At 65.8% G+C, this 14,760-nt stretch carries 16 protein-coding genes; 7 read left to right on the top strand and 9 right to left on the bottom strand.

Annotated elements, in window-relative coordinates; genetic code table 11:
- Positions 1-103: 103 nt before the first annotated feature.
- Positions 104-808, top strand: coding sequence for a hypothetical protein (locus E2484_RS15815; protein WP_137286151.1), 705 nt, complete (start codon positions 104-106; stop codon positions 806-808).
- Between the two features lie 524 nt (positions 809-1,332).
- On the opposite strand, the gene E2484_RS15820 is transcribed toward E2484_RS15815, so the two are convergent.
- Both E2484_RS15820 and E2484_RS15825 read right to left on the bottom strand, forming a co-directional pair.
- Positions 1,333-1,845: a gamma carbonic anhydrase family protein gene (locus E2484_RS15820; protein WP_137286152.1), complete on the bottom strand. Its 513-nt coding sequence runs from the start codon at positions 1,843-1,845 to the stop codon at positions 1,333-1,335.
- 40 nt (positions 1,846-1,885) lie between these two features.
- Complete coding sequence (locus E2484_RS15825) at positions 1,886-2,425, bottom strand: DUF1684 domain-containing protein (RefSeq protein WP_137286153.1); 540 nt, start codon at positions 2,423-2,425, stop codon at positions 1,886-1,888.
- Between the two features lie 267 nt (positions 2,426-2,692).
- Between E2484_RS15825 and E2484_RS25080 the strand changes: the two genes are divergently transcribed.
- Entirely contained in the window at positions 2,693-2,863 is a 171-nt protein-coding gene (locus E2484_RS25080) for a hypothetical protein (protein WP_170977380.1), read from the top strand.
- Here the strand turns inward: E2484_RS25080 and E2484_RS15830 are convergent, their stop codons facing one another.
- On the bottom strand, positions 2,864-4,342 hold the full coding sequence (locus E2484_RS15830; protein WP_137286154.1) for an AMP phosphorylase: 1,479 nt from the start codon (positions 4,340-4,342) through the stop codon (positions 2,864-2,866).
- A 222-nt stretch (positions 4,343-4,564) separates the two neighbouring features.
- Here E2484_RS15830 and E2484_RS15835 point away from each other — a divergent pair, with 222 nt between their 5' ends.
- The 4 genes from E2484_RS15835 to E2484_RS15850 all read left to right on the top strand — a co-directional run bounded on the left by E2484_RS15835 (position 4,565) and on the right by E2484_RS15850 (position 7,581).
- The gene (locus tag E2484_RS15835) at positions 4,565-4,753 is read left to right on the top strand and encodes a hypothetical protein (protein WP_137286155.1); all 189 of its coding nucleotides are present in this window, start codon (positions 4,565-4,567) and stop codon (positions 4,751-4,753) included.
- Positions 4,754-4,824: 71 nt separating this feature from the next.
- Complete coding sequence (locus tag E2484_RS15840) at positions 4,825-5,448, top strand: phosphoribosyltransferase (RefSeq protein WP_137286156.1); 624 nt, start codon at positions 4,825-4,827, stop codon at positions 5,446-5,448.
- Positions 5,449-5,814: 366 nt separating this feature from the next.
- Positions 5,815-6,804 carry a transcription initiation factor IIB gene (locus E2484_RS15845; protein ID WP_137286157.1) on the top strand — a complete coding sequence of 330 codons (990 nt, stop codon included), beginning with the start codon at positions 5,815-5,817 and terminating at the stop codon, positions 6,802-6,804.
- A gap of 174 nt (positions 6,805-6,978) precedes the next feature.
- Positions 6,979-7,581: a DJ-1/PfpI family protein gene (locus E2484_RS15850; protein ID WP_137286158.1), complete on the top strand. Its 603-nt coding sequence runs from the start codon at positions 6,979-6,981 to the stop codon at positions 7,579-7,581.
- Between the two features lie 211 nt (positions 7,582-7,792).
- On the opposite strand, the gene E2484_RS15855 is transcribed toward E2484_RS15850, so the two are convergent.
- Complete coding sequence (locus E2484_RS15855) at positions 7,793-8,236, bottom strand: universal stress protein (RefSeq protein ID WP_137286159.1); 444 nt, start codon at positions 8,234-8,236, stop codon at positions 7,793-7,795.
- A 100-nt stretch (positions 8,237-8,336) separates the two neighbouring features.
- Here E2484_RS15855 and E2484_RS15860 point away from each other — a divergent pair, with 100 nt between their 5' ends.
- Entirely contained in the window at positions 8,337-8,732 is a 396-nt protein-coding gene (locus tag E2484_RS15860; protein ID WP_137286160.1) for a DUF2267 domain-containing protein, read from the top strand.
- 36 nt (positions 8,733-8,768) lie between these two features.
- Here E2484_RS15860 and E2484_RS15865 read toward each other — a convergent pair whose 3' ends face one another.
- From E2484_RS15865 to E2484_RS15885, 5 genes are all read right to left on the bottom strand, one after another.
- A complete protein-coding gene (locus E2484_RS15865; RefSeq protein WP_137286161.1) occupies positions 8,769-10,097 on the bottom strand; it encodes an MFS transporter in 1,329 nt (442 codons plus the stop codon).
- The gene (locus tag E2484_RS15870; protein ID WP_137286162.1) at positions 10,097-10,750 is read right to left on the bottom strand and encodes a helix-turn-helix domain-containing protein; all 654 of its coding nucleotides are present in this window, start codon (positions 10,748-10,750) and stop codon (positions 10,097-10,099) included. The genes E2484_RS15865 and E2484_RS15870 overlap by 1 nt, the downstream gene beginning before the upstream one ends.
- A 74-nt stretch (positions 10,751-10,824) precedes the next feature.
- On the bottom strand, positions 10,825-11,883 hold the full coding sequence (locus E2484_RS15875; protein ID WP_137286163.1) for an iron transporter: 1,059 nt from the start codon (positions 11,881-11,883) through the stop codon (positions 10,825-10,827).
- Between the two features lie 75 nt (positions 11,884-11,958).
- Complete coding sequence (locus E2484_RS15880) at positions 11,959-12,690, bottom strand: fumarylacetoacetate hydrolase family protein (RefSeq protein ID WP_137286164.1); 732 nt, start codon at positions 12,688-12,690, stop codon at positions 11,959-11,961.
- A 462-nt stretch (positions 12,691-13,152) separates the two neighbouring features.
- On the bottom strand, positions 13,153-14,445 hold the full coding sequence (locus E2484_RS15885; RefSeq protein ID WP_137286165.1) for a DUF7405 family protein: 1,293 nt from the start codon (positions 14,443-14,445) through the stop codon (positions 13,153-13,155).
- Positions 14,446-14,760 lie beyond the last annotated feature (315 nt).

Below are 14,760 nucleotides of genomic sequence, written 5' to 3' on the forward strand. Positions count from 1 at the left end.
ACCTACCCGAATGAGCCGAGACGAACGAGAGACCGGTCCCATGGGCGACCTGTCGGGCGGCAGTTACGCCGCTTTTATGAATAGCGCTCGGACTCCACTACCCATGGGTCGGTGGGGTGAACTCGCGGGACGGAGACGCACGGAAGCCACGGACGAGCGACCGGCATCGATGGAGGAGTTCCTCGAAACCAACCATCAGTTGTTCACCGTCATCGGCATCTTCGGCGCGCTCTCGGTGTATCTGATGAAGTTCCAGGAGTCCGCCACCACGACCACCGGCGCGGTCGGCGCGGTCCTCCTGTTGTTCTTGCTCACGTCGTCCGTCGCGGTCCGGAACTCCTACCGGTGTGCCGAGCGAGCGCGCAGGCACGGCGATTACCTGCTGATATTCGGTTTCGCCGTCTTCATGTACGCGTTCGTCACGCTCGCCGTCTCGGTCGTACTGGTCATCCTCAGCAGGTACGCGCAGGGTGCCGAGAACGTCCTCGGGTCGAGTTTCGTCTACGCGCTCGTGTTCGTCTACGTCCCGTTCGTCTTCCGTGCCGATGCTCTCCGGGAGTTCGAGGGGGCGGAACCGATAGCGGCCGGGATTCGGCACGCGCCGCACCTCGCCGCGGTCGCGCTGGCCGGGTGGTACGCGGTGGAGTGGTATCACGGGGTCTTACCGACGCTGGAACTCGACAGCGCGGCCTACTCCATCGGCATCGCGCTGAGTCTCGTCGGCAACCACTTCGTCATCACCGCTGGCGTGGTCGGCGTGCTGTGGGCCGTGAACTGGGTCCTGACGGCGGTTCGAGAGCGGTCGTGACGGCAGTTCGGTGGGAGTCCTGACGGTGCTTCGGAAACGGGTCGATGCGGCGGAGTTCGAGTCCGACGACCGCCAAAACCACTCACGCCCGGCCCTGAAGTCCCGACCCGATGGAGTTCGAAGCCGACGCGATCAGCATCGAGAAGGAACCCAGCGAACTCGACGCGGAAAGCCGGAAACGGTCGGTAGCAACCGGCCATCCGGTCGGTTTCGGGGTCGGTGAACGCGTCCCTCTCGTCGTAACTCGGCGACGAGAACTCCGAGACGACCCGACCTCGTCGCCCGCCTCGAATCAGTGGCGCGTGTCAGGGGGATGGCGTACTGCTCGCCGGATTCGAGGTGGACCTCTTCGCTGGCGGTGTGGAACTCCTCGCGCATCGGCGGGGAGACAGACCGCTCCGACGAACCGTGCTCCTCGTCGCCGCTCTCGACGTACAACGTGAATCCGGACGGCCGAATTTCACTCTGCGTTTCGCGCCCAACGCGCCAGAACAAGCGTCTCACGTCGAAAAGCACGGTCGAAACTACTCGAAGAGGTCGCCGTGCCGTGCCGCGAGGTCGGTGTACTCGCCCGACGAGTACGCGTCGAAGGTTTCGGTGGCGTCCACGTCGGTCTCTTCGAGCGGTGTCACGCGTGCAGGCACCCCGCGAGCGAACGACTCGGGCGGAATCTCGTACTCGTCCGGGACGACGGTTCCGGACGCGACGATACAACGCTGGCCGACCGTCACGTCGGTGCTGACGGTGGCGTTGAAACCGACCAACGTCCCGTCGGCCACCTCGGCGTCGTTGAGAACTGCCCCGTGACCGACCATCACTTGGTCGCCGACGGTCACGCCGTGCAGGACCGCGTTGTCTCCGACGTGAGACTGTTCGCCGATTCGGACCGGAGCCACGTCGCCACGTAGCACGACGCCCGGCCAGACGCTGGCGTCGGCCGCGACGGTCACGTCGCCGACGAGCGTGGCCTCGCTGCTCACGTGGGCGTCGTCGTGGACGGACGGTTCGGTGCCTTCGAAGTCGTAGCTACCCCCCATACCGTCCGACACGGCCGAATCGGTCAAAAAGCTTCGTCGGTCAGTGGTACGACTTCTCGCCCGCTTCGATGGGCACGTCCAGCCAGTTCTCCATCGGCGGGAGCGGGCACTCGTACCGGTCGGAGTAGGCGCAGGTCGGGTTGTACGCCTCGTTGAAGTCCAGTACCCACTCGCCGTCGTCGGTTCTGTGGTCGGCGGGTTCGAGGTCGAGGTATCGACCCGCGCCGTAGGTCTCTTCGCCGCTGGTCTCGTCGCGGAAGGGAACCCAGAGGCGTTTCTCGTCGGGGTCGGACTTGTAGGCTTGCAGGGCTATCTCCTCGCCGTCTACCTCGAACTCGAACTCTCCCCAGCGAACGTACTCCTGTTCGCCCTCCGTACTCGTGGAGACGGTGACGCGCTCTTTTTCGTCGTGTTCGTGGAGCGGAAGCGTGAACCGGTAGTCCTCGTCGATGGGATAGTAGTTCAGGCCCTCGAATTCCTCGCGCTCGTCGTCCGGGACGGGCGAGCGCGGGTGTCGGCCGAAGTAGTCGTCCTTCTCGGCGCGCTGTCGTCGAACCGTCTCTCGCCAGTCGGTGCTCATGGTCGTTCGTATGTTCTGAATTCACAATATTGGTTCGGCAATTGGCCGGTATTTCGGCGAACGGTTCAAATTGTGCCGCCAGATAGTATTGTTGCATATGAAAAATATTGTCCGGTTCGAGCGCGGGACTCGTCGTCTTCGCGTGGATGCGCGAGACCCACCCGAGGTTGGGCGACTACGAACGTCCGGCCCGCGTCGGATTCGAATCGGCGAGTGACTGACTTCGCCGACAATCATTTGCCGGTCGGCGTTGGCAATACGCCACGGATGTTCAAGGCCCAAATTTCCGACGGCGAACAAATCGAGTGCGACGATTACGAAGACGGCGACAACGGCGTCGAACTCTACGACGAGAGCGGCGACTTCATCGCGTTCGTCCCCTTCACGCATCTGCTGTACGTCGGAAACGTCACCGACGACGGTCAGATGGTCTGGTAGTCAGACGCGTTCGACCATCGCTTCCTCGCGGCTTCGCACCCGGACTGGTTCTGCGCGGTCGGCGAGCGCCAGCGCGTCGTCCAGTTTGCTCGCGGTCTCCGCGTAGACGGTGAACAGGTCCTCGCCCGCCGAAACCTCGTCGCCGACGTGGCGGGCGAGCGTCAGGCCCGCTCTTCGGTCTTTCGGGGCACCGGCGCGCCGACCGAGTTCGCTGACGAGGCGGTTGTCGATGTGGGTCACGACGCCCGCGCGGTCGGCCGAGACCGTCGCGCGTTCGCCGCCCGGAGTGAGATCGTCGGACGTCACGTCGGGGTCGCCGCCCTGCGCGGCCACGATTTCGCGGAACTTGGTCTCGGCCCGGCCGGATTCGAGGATGGTGGCGGCGTCGGCGTCCACGTCACAGGCTTCGAGGAGGATTTCGGCGAGGCGAACCGATTTGAGGCGCAGGTCCTCGGGTCCATCGCCGCCGAGGACAGACAACACGTCGCGCGCTTCGAGGACGGGACCGATGCCGCGACCGATTGGCTGGTCGCCAGGCGAGACGGCGGGCGAGACCTCCATTCCGAGGTGGTCGCCGACGCGCTCGAAGTCGTCGGCGAGTTCGTGGGCCTCGCTGGTGGCGTCGACCTTCGACCCCTCGCCGTAGGGGACGTCCACGACGACGTGGGTGGACCCCGCGCAGTGTTTCTTCGAGAGCACCGACGCGATGAGTTGGCCGGTCGGGTCGAGCGAGAGGGGGTTCTCGGCCCGGATGATCTTGTCGTCCACGGGCGAGAGGTCGACCGCGCCGCCCCACACGAGACAACCGTTCGTCTCCTCGACTACGTCCCGAATCTCGCCGGTCGAGAACTCGACGCCGCAGAACACCTCCATCGTGTCGGCCGTCCCGGCGGGCGAGGTGACGGCCCGCGAGGAGGTCTTGGGTATCTTGACGCCCGTCGCGGCCACGATGGCCACCAGAATCGGCGAGACCCGGTTGCCCGCCACGCCGCCGATGGAGTGCTTGTCGGCGACGACGGGGTCGTCCCACGAGAGGTGGTCGCCGACCTCGGCCATGGCTTCGGTGAGATAGGTGGTCTCGGCGTCGGACATGCCGTTCGAGTAGACCCCCGAGACGTACGCCGACAGTTCCACGTCGTTGAGTCGGTCGGCCGCGATGTCCCGGACGATGGCCCGAATTTCGTCGGCCTCCAGTTCGCGGTCGTCGAGTTTCTTCCGGACGTACCGGGCCGAGTTCGGCTTGGGAGCGTGCGTGACTTCGACCGGGCCCTCGACGTGGCCGAGTCGGCGCGTGACGCCGAGCGACCCCGGCGAGACGAGCTCGTCGGTTACTTCTACGATGCCGATCGTAGTCGCCCCGTCGGTCGTTATCTGCACCCGGTCTAGCGGGTGGACGCCCAACTCCTCGGCGTCCGCGCCGTTGAGCAGGACCGTCGGCAAGTGGGTCCCGATATCGATTTCGCTTGCGACCAGTTCCATGGCAGTCGTTCGTCGGCAATCCGTATAATCGTGAGGTCGCGACGGACCAAAACGGGGACGCGAGCGGTCACGAAGTCGGTTGGGTCGTCTCCGGTCGCCGACTGGTCGGGCGTGCGACCGTTTCCCACGTTCCGTTACGCGTCTTAATCCCGGTTAATTCGGTTCGACTGGTCGAAAGAATCGGGGCCGTCTAAGACCGTGGAAGTCAGAGTACCGTCACCGATGAGTTCCGGACTAACCGACGACGACAAGGAGCGCATCGAGACCTTCTGCAAGACCCCGCCGTACGCCCGGTCGCCCGACGACCTGACGCCCGACCAGCAGTACGCCGACGACGTTCGACCTCCGAGAGGCGAGACCGACGGGTCGGTCGTCGCCGCGGTCTGGCACCGCATCCGGGGTCGGTTCTGAACGCCGACCCCCAACACGCCGACCGCGACCAGGTTTAAGCGAACTGGGACCGGCGCTTTACAGGGGGAGCGATGTTTGAGAACCGAACCGACGCCGGACGACAGTTAGCAGACCTGCTCGACGACCACGACGTGGAGGCTGACGTAGTGCTGGGAATACCGCGCGGCGGCCTGCCGGTCGCACGACCGGTCGCGGACGCGCTCTCCGCACCGCTGGACGTGGTGGTCGCGTCCAAAATCGGCGCACCGAACAATCCCGAACTCGCCATCGGCGCAGTGGCCAGCGACGGGTCCATCTGGCGCAACGAGGACCTCATCGACCGGCTCGGCGTCGAGGAGGCGTACGTCGAACGCGAGCGCGAGTCGGAGGCCGAGGCGGCCCGCGAGAAACTCGAACGCTACCGCGGCACCGGTGAACTGCCCGACGTGAAGGGCAAGCGCGTGGTCGTCGTGGACGACGGACTCGCCACGGGCGCGACCACCATCGCGGCGCTCCAGCAGGTCCGGGCGGCGGGGGCCAGTCACGTCGTCCTCGCAGTGCCGGTCGGGTCGCCCGACTCCGTGGAGCGACTGCGCGCCGAGGCCGACCGGGTAGTCGCTATCGAGACTCCCCCGCACTTCAGCGCCGTCGGTCAGTTCTACCGGTCGTTCGAACAGGTCTCCGACGAGGAAGCGATGGCGCACCTCGACCGCTGACGAGTCGTTTCCTCGCCGAACCCGTTTCGACTCCGCACGAGCGACGCGTTTCAATACCCGCCCGTCTCGACGCCGAGAAACGGGAGATTTCTCGGGAGGTATTGTACCTTCATTACAATACTGTTGGCAAGCTCCCCCAACCGGTGTAAAGGCACCTTCAGCACCTATTACGACGTTAGACGGCCGATACGGCCGGCGTCGAATCCGACCTTATACCGGCCGAAACTGCCGCGTTTGCGTGCAAACAGCCCACACGATGGCGAAACATTTAAGTACTTATCGGCCTAACTGTTGGTTAGGAAGCGAGGCCCTGGAGATTCTTTTGGTTTTCTCCCCCTCCCTGAGCCTCAGCCCACCCATCCAACCATGACGAGTACACGCATCCAGAGCTACGACGAACAGACCGACGTAACCGAACGAACCGACGAGAACGAGCAGGCCGAGAGCGAGCGCGAAGAGGTGCAGACGTGCCCCGAGTGCGGCGGTGACCTCGCCACTCACGAGAACGAGACCGTCTGCGAGGAGTGCGGTCTGGTCGTGGACGAGGACCAGGTGGACCGCGGGCCGGAGTGGCGCGCGTTCGACTCGAAGGAGAAGGACGAGAAGTCCCGGGTCGGTGCCCCGACGACCAAGATGATGCACGACAAGGGGCTCTCGACCAACATCGGTTGGCAGAACAAGGACGCCTACGGCAAGTCGCTCGGTAGCCGCCAGCGCCAGAAGATGCAGCGCCTCCGCAAGTGGAACGAGCGGTTCCGCACCCGCGACTCCAAGGAGCGCAACCTCAAGCAGGCGCTCGGCGAAATCGACCGGATGGCGAGCGCGCTCGGTCTGCCCGAGGACGTGCGCGAAACTGCCTCGGTCATCTACCGCCGAGCGCTCGACGAGGACCTCCTGCCGGGACGGTCCATCGAGGGCGTCGCCACGGCGTCGCTGTACGCCGCGGCCCGACAGACCGGGACGCCGCGGTCCATCGACGAGGTGGCCAACGTCAGCCGCATCGACGAGATGGAGTTCAAGCGGACCTACCGCTACATCGTCCGCGAACTCAGCCTCCAGATTCAGCCCGCCGACCCCGAGGACTACGTCGCGCGATTCGCCAGCGAACTCGGCATCTCCGACGAATCGGAGCGCCGCGCCCGCGAACTCCTCCGGAATGCCAAGCGGCAGGGCCTCCACAGCGGGAAGTCGCCGGTCGGTCTCGCGGCCGCCGCGGTGTACGCCGGCCCGCTCCTGACCAACGAGAAGGTCACGCAGGCCGAGGTCAGCGAAGTCGCGCAGGTGAGCGAAGTGACCATTCGGAACCGCTACCACGAACTGCTCGAAGCGTCCGAGAGCGGTGCAGCCCCGGCGTAAACGTCGATTTTTCGGTCAGAGTCGCACAGCCGTAGCGTTTGGTGGTAGTCCCCCGTCGTAGAGACCTCACGCGGACTCGTTTTCGACCACTCGAATCGGTGTTTCGACCGTAGGAATCGGTGTCGGCGATACCTATTTTCCGACTCCCGCCGTACCCCTGTGTGAGGAGATACCATGTCCGGCAAGCAACTGCTGATGATAGTCGGCGACTTCGGCGAGGACTACGAGATTATGGTACCGTTTCAGGCCCTGCAGGCCGTGGGCCACGAGGTGGACGCGGTGTGCCCCGAGAGAGAATCGGGCGAGACGGTCAAGACCGCGGTCCACGACTTCCGCGGCGACCAGACGTACGTCGAGTCGCGAGGCCACGACTTCCAGTTGACGGCATCGCTATCCGAGGTTGACCCCGGGGACTACGACGGACTCGTCCTGCCCGGCGGGCGCGCGCCGGAGTACCTCCGAACCTACGGCGAGGTGCTGGAGACGGTCCGGCACTTCTTCGAGGAGGACAAGCCGGTCGCGGCCATCTGTCACGCGGCCCAGATTCTGGCGGCCGCGGACGTGATCGAGGGCCGGACCTGCTCGGCGTACTCCGCGCTCGAATCCGACGTGGAAGGCGCGGGCGGCGAGTACTACGACGGCGTGACCACCGACGGGAACCTCGTGACAGGCCGCGACTGGAGCGACCACGTGGAGTGGATTTCCCAGTTCCTCGACGTACTGGGGACGGAGGTTCAGCACGGCGAGACCGCAATGGCGGAACCGGCCGAGGACTGACCCCCTCTACTCTGGTTCCCGCTCGCTGTCAGCGTGAACCGTGAGAACCGGCGCGTCCGCGAGGCGAACTATCTTCCGTCAGGGGTAGTTCGCGTCTGCTCGGTCACGGGTGTACATAACTCTGTTATTCTTAAGGAAACAATATCGATTTTCGAGCAACTATTTTTGTTTGTCTATCCGAGTTGACGGACCGACGAGTCGAAAAACCGAACTACTCGTCTTCTGGCCGCGAACTCCCGCGCACCGTCAGCACCGGCACGTCCGACTTCCGGACGACGCGCTCGGTGACGCTTCCCAGCAGGTAGCGGTCCAGTCCCGTCCGGCCGTGGGTGCCCATCACCACGAGGTCCACGTCGTTGCCGTCGGCGTAATCGAGGATAGTCTCGTAGGGGACACCCTCTACGACTTCCGTCTGGACGCGGTCGATTCCCGCGTCCTCGGCGCGCTCGCGGAGCTTCTGGGTAATCTTCCGACCGCTCTCTTCGAGTTGGTCCACTACATTCACGGCGTCGAACTCACCCGCCAAGGCAGACACGTCCACCACGTTGAGAACGTGAATTTCGGCGTCGTAGGTCCGGGCGAGCTCCAGCGCCTGCTCGAACGCGCGCTCGGACTGGTCGCTTCCGTCGGCCGGGACGAGGATGCGGTCGTACATGCACCAACGTTCGACTGCTCCCGAGAAGAACGCTCCGGCGATTCTCGGCGGCCGGGAACTCGCCGTTACGTATTTTCCCGCGTCCGTGGTAGGCCCTGGCATGAAGTACGACGACTTCATGGGGCAAGTCCAGAACCGACTCGAACTACCGGATACCGGCCGGGCCGTCCGAGCGACTCGCGCAGTCCTCCAGTCGCTCGCCGAACGGTTACAGGAAGGGGAGGCCGAGGACCTCGCCAGTCCGCTGCCGATGGAGGTCGATTACTACCTCCTGTCGGCCGACTCGGGCCAGCGGTTCGACTACGACGAGTTCGTGGACCGCGTGGCCGACCGCGCCAACGTCGATCGCTCGGACGCCGTCTACTACGGGAAGGTCGTCGTGGGACTCGTCAGCGAACTGGTTCCGGCGGGCGAACTCGAACAGGTTCGGGCGCAACTTCCGGACGACTTCGACGACCTCTTCGACCTGGTGGACGCCGAGGAGGTCGAAGAGTAGCGAGCGACGCCACCGCGACACCGACACGACGCGGCGTCAGTCGGCCCCGATTGGCCCGGCGACGCCGCGCGACCGCCTGACGAGGACCACCAGTGCGACGGCCAGTAACCCCGCTCCGGCCACGAACGGGGTCCAGAACGCGACCACGTAGAGCGCCGCCATAATCGGCGGGCCGACCGTCCGGCCGAGGCTCCCCGCGCCCTGCGTGAGACCGAAGGCGCTTCCCTGAACCGCCGCGCCTGCGGCCTTCGAGACGAGGGTCGTCAGCGACACCGAGAGCAGCGCGTTTCCGAGCGATAGCCCCGGGAGAATCAGGACGAGCGCGAGGAGTTCGGCGGTCAGATACCGAGGGCCGAGCGCCGGGAAGACCGCCCGGCCGAGGTCCGGCGAGAACGGAAGCGCCGCCAGCGCCGCGAGCAGGACCGCCGCCCCGACCACCGACAGGAGCGAGTCGGAGTATCGGCGCGAGAGTCGCCCGACCAGAACCCCCTGAAAGACGACGCCGAGGACGCCGATGTACGTCAACAGGAGGGCGGTCTCGCTGGCACCGAAGCCGAACCGGTCGGCCACGAAGGGGATGAACATCACCTGCACGCCGGAGAACGCGACCGAGAGCAGGAAGAACGCCACCACCAGTCCCCGGAGGGCGTCGTCGGCGAGCGCGCTCCGGAAGGTTTCGACCCACCCTCGTACCGCTCGGGCCGCCTCGGTGGTCTCTCGTCGCACTCTCGACTCTTCGAGGAACAGCGCCGTGAAGCCGAGGTTCAGGAGGCTCAGCCCCGCGGCGGCGAAACTCGGGAGGGAGAACCGAGTCGCCGGTATCCCCGCGGGAAACACGTCGCTGGCGAGCGCCACCACGGGGTCGCTGGCGAAGAACCCGCCGAGCGCCGGGCCGAAGACGAAGCCGAGACCGAACGCCGCGCCGACGAGACCGAACGCGCCCGCCCGCTCCTCCGGTGGGGTCACGTCGGCGACGTAGGCCTGCGCGGCGGCGAGGTTGCCGCCCATCGCACCCGCGAGCATCCGCGAGAGGAACAGGACCGCGACGCTCCCGGCGAGTCCGAACACGGTCCACGCGACGACGCTTCCCAGAATCGAGATGAGGAGGACGGGTCGCCGTCCCCGGCGGTCCGAGAGCGACCCGAGGAGCGGCGCGAACGCGAACTGCATCGCCGAGTACGAGGCCGCGAGCAGACCGATGTACACGTCGCTGACGCCGAAACTCCTGACGTAGAACGGGAGAATCGGAATGATGATGCCGAACCCCAACAGGTCGAGAAACACCACGGCGACGACCGTCGCCAGCGCCCGCCGCGGGTGGGCCAGCTTCGCAACGTCCGCGGTTCCGGCTCTGGGCGTACTCATCAGAGGACCAACCGGGACAGCACCTTCGACTCTATCTTCCGGAGGTGTTCGCCCACGGTGCCCGGCGAGAGACCGACAACCTCGGCCACGTCCTCGTGGGTCGCCTCGCGAGGAGTCTCGTAGTAGCCCGCCCGAACCGCGACCCGGAGGACCTCCTGCTGGCGCTCGGTCAACTGGGCGAAGAGGTCCTCGGCCTTCGGGTGGTACTCGCCGGTGGACTCGATTTCGACCTCGACGCCCTCGGGTTGGTTCGCCATCGCCTCACGGAAGGCCTCGTCCCGGCCGACGTAGGTCGCGCGCATCGCGTCGTCGTCGGTGTATTCGAGGGGCATCCGGACGACCAGTTCCTGCTCGCGCCGCCGGAGCAGCAGTTTCCGGAGGGTGTCGTTCGGGTCGTAGTGGCTGTAGGAGTAGATTCGGCCCTCGTCGTCGGCCGTGACCGTGAACTCCCGGACGTGGTCGCTGTCGGCCAGAATCTCGCGGAGCCGGTCGGCGTCCCCGCGGGCCTCGGCGAACATGACGATGGTGTCGTCGTCCAGCAGTTCCGCGCGGTGAATCGCCTCGCGCTCGACCGCGGGTTCGTCGCGCAACGCGCGGTCGAGCGGGTGGAGCGCGCCCTCGGTCGGGCGCGCGACGACGGTGACGTAGCGCATGAGAACGGGTTCGGCGGGCGGAAGGTTAACTTTCCGTGAAAGAAGGAGTCGGAACGACCGCCGGGTGTCACGCCTCAGACCGTCATCTGCATCTTCGGCATCTCGATGAAGGCGGTCTCGTACCCCTCGTGACGGGAAACTTGCGGCGGGGCGCCCACAGTGACCGTAAGTTCGTCGCCCGACTGCACGTCGTCCACGGCCGCGCCGTAGTGGTACCCGAGGTCGGGGCCGAGCGCAGGGTCGAGGACGTCGTCGTAGACCGCGCTCCCGTCGCGAGTCAGGGTCGCCGACAGCGACATGAACGGCAGGGGATAGCGGTTGTACGGCGTCCGGGCCGACACCGCGAGGTAGGACTTGCCGTCGGCGACGAAGTGAGGCGTCTCGTCGGGCGCGAACGCCACGAAGTCGGCGTCACCGCTGGCCCCCGTGCCGACGACGTTCGGCAGGTTCTCGCGCTTCGGAACCTGCGCGATGGGCATCTTCATCTCCATCGGGTCGAGCGCGCCGGGTTCGCCCTTCTTGTCGGGGAGATTCTCGTACGAGAGGTTGCCCACCTTCTCGCGGGAGTGTTCGAACTCCACGCGGAGGTTCGTCTGCTCGCCGAACGCTCCCCGAAGGTCGCCCATCCGGCGGGCCTGCATCGCGCCGACCGAGAGGTCCGCGGTGTAGGTTCCGTCGCCGTCGAGTTCCACGTTGTCGCCGAAGTGGTAGCCCATGTTCTGCGAGAGCATCGGCCAGAGGCTCCGGGAATCGACCTCCTCGCCGTCCTTCAGAATCTCCGACGAGACGTTGGCGGTCGGCAGGACGGTTTCGGTCTCCCGGTCCCAGATGGTCGCCATCAGGTGGGCGGTCACGCTCTCGCCGACCTGCGCGAGGTTGGTGTCGGTGCCCGTGATCGTCCAGAAGGCGTGTGGCTGACTGTACATCAGACCGACCTTGTACCGACCCTCGCCACCCATCCCGACCATCTCCACGCCGTCGATGTGCGACGGGTAGTAGACCTTCTTCTTCCGGTCGGCAACCGTCGTGAACTGCTGAGACGACGCCGATTCGGTGTTCACCATCCCCAGACATCCGGCGAGACCTGCGAGACCGAGCGGCGCGGTAGCACGAAGGAAGTCGCGTCGTTGCATCGTCGGGGAGTAGCGGGAGCGGAAGAATACGGATTCTGGTTCGGGCGTCGAAAAGCGGGTCGGTCGCGTCCTCGCTCAGACCTCTCGCACGCCGTGGCGAAGCACGCCGACGCCCTCGACTTCCACTTCCACCTCGTCGCCGTCTTCGAGAGGCGCGACTCCGGCGGGCGTCCCGGTCGAAACCACGTCGCCGGGTTCGAGCGTGAGGTAGGTCGTAATCTCCTCGACGAGTTCCGGCACCGACCAGATGAACTCGTCGCGCGAGGACTGCTGGCGAGTCTCGCCGTTCACGCGCAACTCGACCGTCGCGTCGTCGGGCACCTCGTCGGGGGTAGCCAGCACCGGCCCGAGCGGCGCGGAGTTGTCGAACGCCTTCCCGCGGACCCAGTTCTGCTCGCGGTCCTGGTCGTCGCGGTTCGACACGTCGTCCATGCAGGTGAACCCCGCGACGTACTCCATCGCCTCATCCGCGGCGACGTCGCGGGCCTGTTCGCCGATGACGACCGCCAGTTCGGCCTCGTGGTCCACGCGCTCCTTTCCGGCCGGGAGCGTCACGGTGTCGCCGTGGGCCGAGAGGGCGTTCGGGGGTTTGAGGAACAGCAGCGGACGCTCCGGTGGTTCCTTGTTTCGCTCCGCGGCGTGGTCGGCGTAGTTCAACCCCACGCAGACTATCTTGCTGGGGTCGGCGGGCGGGAGGAGTTCGACTTCGGACTCGTCGTAGGTCCGGTCACCGAATTCGATGCCGTCGTCGGTCCACTCGCCGGTTCGGGTAGAGCCTGCGGGGTCACGGAATCTGACTTTTCGCATGTGAGTGGGTGTGTGGCGGGGTGGTAAAGAGGTTCGCGAATCCGCAAGCGTTTGGGGGTTCCGTAGGCGGGCGATGGAAACCGGCGGTTTGGACTGCCGACTCCGAGGAATTGCCGCGCTGGCGGCCCGGACTCGACCAGACGCTAGCGACTTCTTGAGTCGGAAACGATGACATCTACAGCACCTCCCACCGAACGGAAGCGAAACGCTAGCTACTTCTTGAGCAGAGGAGTCACCGCAACCGCACAGCACCGCGACAGCGGACCTCACGCCTCCCCAACCGCTTGCGCTTCTCGGCCTTCGGCCTGCGATGCTCAGCCCTTGCGCGGTTGGCGCGGCGCTCGTGAGCACCGCGCCAGCACGCGCCGGGAGGTTTACAAAGACGAGCAAAACCGAGGGTGGAGAAATGTACAGACATCTAAGGAAAACGAAAATACGCGTCTAAGAAAGGTATAATTAGCTCTAATTCGGCGTCGGAAGCGACCGCTTCTCCCGCGGCGGGAGCAGGAAGTTCCCGCGCCGGAGAACCTCCATGTACTGCAAGATGCCGTTGTTGTTCTTCTGGCCGACCGCCGACCGCTCGGCCACGTCCTCGCCGTTCATCGCCTCGCGGGTGTCCACGAAGTCCGAGACGGTGCGCTGGAGCGAGACGAAGTGGAGTCCCGCTCGGCCGCCGTCGGTCGAGTTGAAGTCCCGGCGAATCATCAGCGGCGACCCGTCGTCGTCCCGCGCCCGAGCCGACTTCTGGGAGTGGCCGACCACTCCCTTCGTCCGGGCGTGGTCCTCGGTGTGGGCCGGACAGCCTCGCTCCTCCATCTGCGCGGAGTCGCCGAGGTTGTCGCCCGCTCCCTCCACGAGGTCCTCCTCGGCGTGGACCGGGCAGAACATCTTGCCGACGCGCTGGGACCGACTGTCCTGCTCGTACCACTGCTGTAGATTCAGCCGAATCTTCGAGAGTTGGTGGGTCGTCCCGCCCGCGAAGGGACCGTCACGAATCGTCACGCGGTCCTCGGTCGCCTGGTTCTTCTGGAATCCCGACTTGAAGCCCATGAACAGCGGCGCGTCCTCGGACACCGGGTCGGAGTCGGGGATGCCCTCCGCGTCCTGATTGTCGGCGGGCAGACCCTCGCCGACGAACCCCGTCCGGCGGTCGGCCCGCTCGAAGACTCCCGAGAGGTCGGCCTCCATCTCGACGCCGTTGAGTTCCGACTTCTCGCCGAGCAGAGCCTCCTCGGCCGCCAGCACGACCGACGCGTGGTCGCTGGCGAGGTGGACCACGGCGTCCTGCTGGTCGAGTTCCGGGTCCTCGAACGACGCGAGCGCCCTCGGTTGCTGCAAATCGACCGACTCCGGGAGGTCGGCATCGAATCGCTCGAAGTACGACGGCGAGTAGCCGACAGTGAACAGCAGGCCGTCGTTGCCCCGGGCGTAGGCGCGTTCGAGACTTCGAAACGCCGTCTCGACGGTCTTCCGGTCGTCGTCGCTCGGGGTCCCGTCGGTCGCGTAGTTCAGCAGGAGGAGGACGCGGTGGCGCGGCGCGACGTCGTTTCCGTGGTCGTCGGTCGCCAGAAACTCGTTCCACGCGTGCTGGCGCGCGGGGAGCGTCGAGAGGTCGTCGGGACCGGCCGATACGTCCGGTTCACCGTTCCGACCCAGACACGCCGACAGCGCCGAGGCACCCCCGATAGCGACGGCGGCCTTTGCGAACTGCCGACGAGAGAGTCGTCCGGGTTCGGATGGCCCAGTGTCGTCCATCGGTGTAGGCTTAGGACACGGCGCGAAAGGGGGTTCTGGTTCGGACGTCGAAAACGCGCCGACGCGCATCGAGGTGACGGAGAACGGTCCCTCACGTTGGACGCTCCGAACCCCAACGCGAAACGACTCCGGTCTCTTCACCGCGGGTCCCGTACCCGGTCACAGCGGCGAAGTCGGTCGCGCGGAACGCTTTTGCCGCTCGTGTTCAGAATGAACACGTCTCATGCTAGCTGCGAGAAGTAGCGAGAATGGGGGACGGAGCAATGAACGAGGGGGAAGGGACGGTGAACGTGTTCGTGAGGGAGATTGGCCGAG

Origin of the sequence: Halorussus salinisoli (assembly GCA_005239435.1) — an archaeon.
Lineage (GTDB): Archaea > Halobacteriota > Halobacteria > Halobacteriales > Haladaptataceae > Halorussus > Halorussus salinisoli.

What these genes read in the sequence shown, in the direction of transcription:
- E2484_RS15865 (WP_137286161.1), bottom strand. Translation starts at nt 10,097, where the DNA reads ATGAGTACGCCCAGAGCCGGAACCGCGGACGTTGCGAAGCTGGCCCAC.
- E2484_RS15815 (WP_137286151.1), top strand. Translation starts at nt 104, where the DNA reads ATGGGTCGGTGGGGTGAACTCGCGGGACGGAGACGCACGGAAGCCACG.
- E2484_RS25080 (WP_170977380.1), top strand. Translation starts at nt 2,693, where the DNA reads ATGTTCAAGGCCCAAATTTCCGACGGCGAACAAATCGAGTGCGACGAT.
- E2484_RS15845 (WP_137286157.1), top strand. Translation starts at nt 5,815, where the DNA reads ATGACGAGTACACGCATCCAGAGCTACGACGAACAGACCGACGTAACC.
- E2484_RS15870 (WP_137286162.1), bottom strand. Translation starts at nt 10,750, where the DNA reads ATGCGCTACGTCACCGTCGTCGCGCGCCCGACCGAGGGCGCGCTCCAC.
- E2484_RS15885 (WP_137286165.1), bottom strand. Translation starts at nt 14,445, where the DNA reads ATGGACGACACTGGGCCATCCGAACCCGGACGACTCTCTCGTCGGCAG.
- E2484_RS15875 (WP_137286163.1), bottom strand. Translation starts at nt 11,883, where the DNA reads ATGCAACGACGCGACTTCCTTCGTGCTACCGCGCCGCTCGGTCTCGCA.
- E2484_RS15825 (WP_137286153.1), bottom strand. Translation starts at nt 2,425, where the DNA reads ATGAGCACCGACTGGCGAGAGACGGTTCGACGACAGCGCGCCGAGAAG.
- E2484_RS15855 (WP_137286159.1), bottom strand. Translation starts at nt 8,236, where the DNA reads ATGTACGACCGCATCCTCGTCCCGGCCGACGGAAGCGACCAGTCCGAG.
- E2484_RS15860 (WP_137286160.1), top strand. Translation starts at nt 8,337, where the DNA reads ATGAAGTACGACGACTTCATGGGGCAAGTCCAGAACCGACTCGAACTA.
- E2484_RS15835 (WP_137286155.1), top strand. Translation starts at nt 4,565, where the DNA reads ATGAGTTCCGGACTAACCGACGACGACAAGGAGCGCATCGAGACCTTC.
- E2484_RS15830 (WP_137286154.1), bottom strand. Translation starts at nt 4,342, where the DNA reads ATGGAACTGGTCGCAAGCGAAATCGATATCGGGACCCACTTGCCGACG.
- E2484_RS15850 (WP_137286158.1), top strand. Translation starts at nt 6,979, where the DNA reads ATGTCCGGCAAGCAACTGCTGATGATAGTCGGCGACTTCGGCGAGGAC.
- E2484_RS15840 (WP_137286156.1), top strand. Translation starts at nt 4,825, where the DNA reads ATGTTTGAGAACCGAACCGACGCCGGACGACAGTTAGCAGACCTGCTC.
- E2484_RS15820 (WP_137286152.1), bottom strand. Translation starts at nt 1,845, where the DNA reads ATGGGGGGTAGCTACGACTTCGAAGGCACCGAACCGTCCGTCCACGAC.
- E2484_RS15880 (WP_137286164.1), bottom strand. Translation starts at nt 12,690, where the DNA reads ATGCGAAAAGTCAGATTCCGTGACCCCGCAGGCTCTACCCGAACCGGC.